This window comes from Cupriavidus sp. WS, from assembly GCF_000395345.1.
GTDB classification, from domain to species: Bacteria; Pseudomonadota; Gammaproteobacteria; order Burkholderiales; family Burkholderiaceae; genus Cupriavidus; species Cupriavidus basilensis_B.
In genome coordinates this window covers 1-3,453 of record NZ_AQPL01000297.1, presented here as the reverse complement: position 1 = coordinate 3,453, position 3,453 = coordinate 1, and the positions used below count along the sequence as shown (strand labels likewise).

The window sequence follows — 3,453 nt, the reverse complement described above, 5'->3', positions numbered from 1 at the left end:
TCGCCTCGGACGCGCCGCCGAGCGGCCGCACGCTGGTCGGCGCGACGAAGGTGCCGCTGCCGCTGCTGGCATTGAGATAGTTCTCCGCGATCAGGCGGTCGTAGGCCAGCGAGACGGTGATGCGGGAGATGCCCAGGTCCTGCGCCAGCGCGCGCGAGGAGGGCAGCTTCTGCCCGGCGACCAGCGTGTGGTCGAGCACCGCGCGCCGCACCACCTGGTAGATCTGGCGCTGCATCGGTTCCTCCCCCGACCTCGAAAGCGCTTGCGAAAGCAGGTCGGTAAGCAGCACGGCGCGCATCGAAATGGCCTCATCAAATAAACGTATTTGGATATATAGGCTATAGCCATCGATTGCTATAGTCAATCGCCGCCTACCCATCCGAACAGATCCAGTCATCCGGCGGTGACTCGCGGCGGCGGCTCGCGCCGCGAGTGTGGACGCAACGGGCACCACCAATCACGAAGGAAGACAGAACATGGGTACGACAACGACGCGGCAGCCATTCCGGGCGGCCGCAGCCGCATTCTTCGGGACCACCATCGAGTGGTACGACTTTTTCTGCTACGCCACCGCGTCGGCCCTGGTGTTCGGCGACGTGTTCTTCGCCACCAAGGACCACTTCATGGGCACGCTCGCGTCGCTGGGCACCTTCGCCGTGGGCTTCGTGGCGCGGCCCTTCGGCGCCATCCTGTTCGGCCACCTGGGCGACAAGGTGGGCCGCCGCGAAGCGCTGATCATCACGCTGCTGCTGATGGGCGTGTCGACCACGCTGATCGGGCTGCTGCCGTCGTATCACGCCATCGGCATCTCGGCGGCGGTCCTGCTGGTGATCCTGCGGCTGGTCCAGGGCGTCGCCGTGGGCGGCGAGTGGGGCGGCGCGGTGCTGATCGCCGCCGAGCACGCGCCGCGGCGCTGGCGCACCTTCCTGGCCGCCGCGCCGCAATACGGCAGCCCGGTCGGCCTGATCATGGCGACCTCGATCTTCCAGGTGGTGTCGGCGCTGCCCGAGAACGATTTCAGGAGCTGGGGCTGGCGTATCCCGTTCCTGGTGAGCGCGGTGCTGGTGCTGGTGGCGTTCCTGATCCGGCGCGGCGTCAACGAGAGCCCGGAGCTGGAGGCGCACCGCGAGGCGCGCGCGCGGAGCGCGCACGCGGTCGAGGTCGCGCCGCTGCGCACGATCTTCGCGCGCTTCAAAGGCCGGCTGGTGGCGGGGATCGGGCTGTCCATGCTCGGCATCTCCGGGTTCTACTTCATCACCACGCTGATGATCACCTACACCACCAACTACCTGCACGTCGCCAAGCCCGACATCCTCAAGATCGTCACCTACACCGGCCTGGTCGAGTTCCTGAGCTTCCCGCTGGCCTCCTATCTCGCCCATCGCCTCGGCGAGCGCAGGTTCATCGCCATCGTGTCGGGCGCGGCGGTGCTGTGGGCGGCGCCCATGATGATGCTCATCCTGACCCGCGACCTGACCAACATCGCCATCGGCATCCTGGTGGCCACGGCCTTCATCGGCGCCTACTACGCGGTGCTGGCGCCGTTCCTGCCCAAGGCGTTCCCGGTCAACGTGCGCTACACCGGCATCTCGCTGAGCTTCCAGATCTGCGGCGCCGTCTTCGGCGGGACCACGCCGCTGGTGGGGTTGTGGATCGCGCAGCAGTACGGCCTGCAATGGGGGCCGCTGGCGCTGCTGTTCGCGCTGATCGCCGGCAGCACGTTCCTGGCCGCGCTGCTCATCCCCAATGGCGAGGGCGCGTCCGCGGAGGACCGCCAGGAAGCGGCCGGCGACTATCCCGGCATGGCCGTGGAGCGGGGCTGAGGCGCGCGCGGGCCGCATCGGCGGCCGCATCGGAACATCCGGAAACCGGCGCCAGGGTGCTGCCGCCGGCAATGATCTCAAAGGCAAACGCATGAACCAGAACGAACTCGCCACGCCGCTGGCGGACTCTCTCGCCGCGCGCATTCTCGACGCGGTGGACAGCGGCTTCGACACGCAGACCGAACTGCTCCAACAACTGGTCAGGATTCCCTCGCAGCGCGGCGAGGAGGCGACGGCCCAGGATTTCATGGCGCGGCAATACCGCGCGCGCGGTTATGCCGTGGACCAGTGGCAGATCGACGTCGAGAAGATCCGGCACCTGCCGGGCTTCTCGCCGGTGGCGGTCTCGTATGACAACGCCTTCAACGTGGTCGGCGCGCATCGCGCGCGCACGCAGGCCGGGCGCTCGCTGATCCTGAACGGGCACATCGACGTCGTGCCCGTCGGGCCGCTGGCGCAATGGACGCGCGACCCGTACGGCGCCGAGATCGTCGACGGCTGGATGCACGGGCGCGGCGCCGGGGACATGAAGGCGGGGCTGGTGGCCTGCATGTCGGCGCTGGACGCGCTGCGCGCGGTGGGCCTGCAGCCCGCGGCCAACGTGTACCTGCAATCGGTGGTGGAAGAGGAATGCACCGGCAACGGCGCGCTGGCCTGCCTGCAGCGCGGCTACCGGGCGGACGCCGCCTTCATTCCCGAGCCGCTGCTGCCCAAGCTCATGCGGGCCCAGGTCGGGCCGATGTGGTTCCAGGTGCAGGTCGACGGCGACCCGCAGCACGCCTCGGCGGCGTTCTCGGGCGCCGGCGCCAACGCGATCGAGAAGGCGATCTTCCTGATCGGCGAGCTGAAGGCGCTGGAAGTCACCTGGAACGCGCGCAAGAAGGACTACCGGCACTATTGCTGCCACCCGCATCCCATCAACTTCAACCTCGGCAAGATCGCCGGCGGCGACTGGGCCTCGAGCGTGCCCGCGTGGTGCCATTTCGACATGCGCGTGGCGGTGTATCCGGGCCAGAGCCTGGCGTCCGCCAGGGCGGAGATCGAGGCCTTCATCGCCGCGGCCGCGGCCCGCGATCCTTTCCTGGCCAAGCATCCGCCGCGCGTGATCTACCACGGCTTCATGGCCGAGGGTTACGTGCTGGAGAACGGCGAGGACGTGGAAGCCGCGCTGCGCGCCAGCCACGAGCGCGTGTTCGGCGAGGCGCTGCAGGAGTATTCGACCTCGGCCGCCACCGATGCCCGGTTCTTCGGCCTGTACGCCGACACGCCGGCCATCGTCTACGGCCCGGAATGCCGCATGCCGCATGGCTACGACGAGGCGGTCAACCTGCAGTCCGTGCGCATGGTGACCAAGACGCTGGCGCTTTTCATCGCCAGCTGGTGCGGCGTCGAGGCGCTGGCGGCCTAGCGCCGCCGGCCGGAGGGACTGCCGGAGAGGGTCGAAGAGGGCATCGCGGAAAGGGGCCCGGCGGGTCCGCGATTCAGGATACTGGCCCGGGAGCGCCACTAGCTGCGACAATGCTTCCTTCGGCAACGAGCGGCGGCGGGCGATTCCCGGTCTCGCCGCGGCGAGACAGTGTGATCTTGAAACCCCTCCTTCCCATCCTCGCAACCCTGTGCGCCTGCCTGG

At 68.6% G+C, this 3,453-nt stretch carries 3 protein-coding genes; 2 read left to right on the top strand and 1 reads right to left on the bottom strand.

Annotated elements, in window-relative coordinates:
- On the bottom strand, positions 1-298 hold a 298-nt coding region (locus K206_RS39045; protein WP_155888196.1), incomplete at its 3' end, for a winged helix-turn-helix domain-containing protein.
- Positions 299-476: 178 nt separating this feature from the next.
- Between K206_RS39045 and K206_RS0123310 the strand changes: the two genes are divergently transcribed.
- Positions 477-1,823 (top strand): MFS transporter, encoded by a 1,347-nt coding sequence (locus K206_RS0123310; protein ID WP_020204805.1) that lies wholly within the window; start codon positions 477-479, stop codon positions 1,821-1,823.
- 91 nt (positions 1,824-1,914) lie between these two features.
- Positions 1,915-3,231 (top strand): ArgE/DapE family deacylase, encoded by a 1,317-nt coding sequence (locus tag K206_RS0123305; RefSeq protein ID WP_020204804.1) that lies wholly within the window; start codon positions 1,915-1,917, stop codon positions 3,229-3,231.
- Positions 3,232-3,453: the final 222 nt, after the last annotated feature.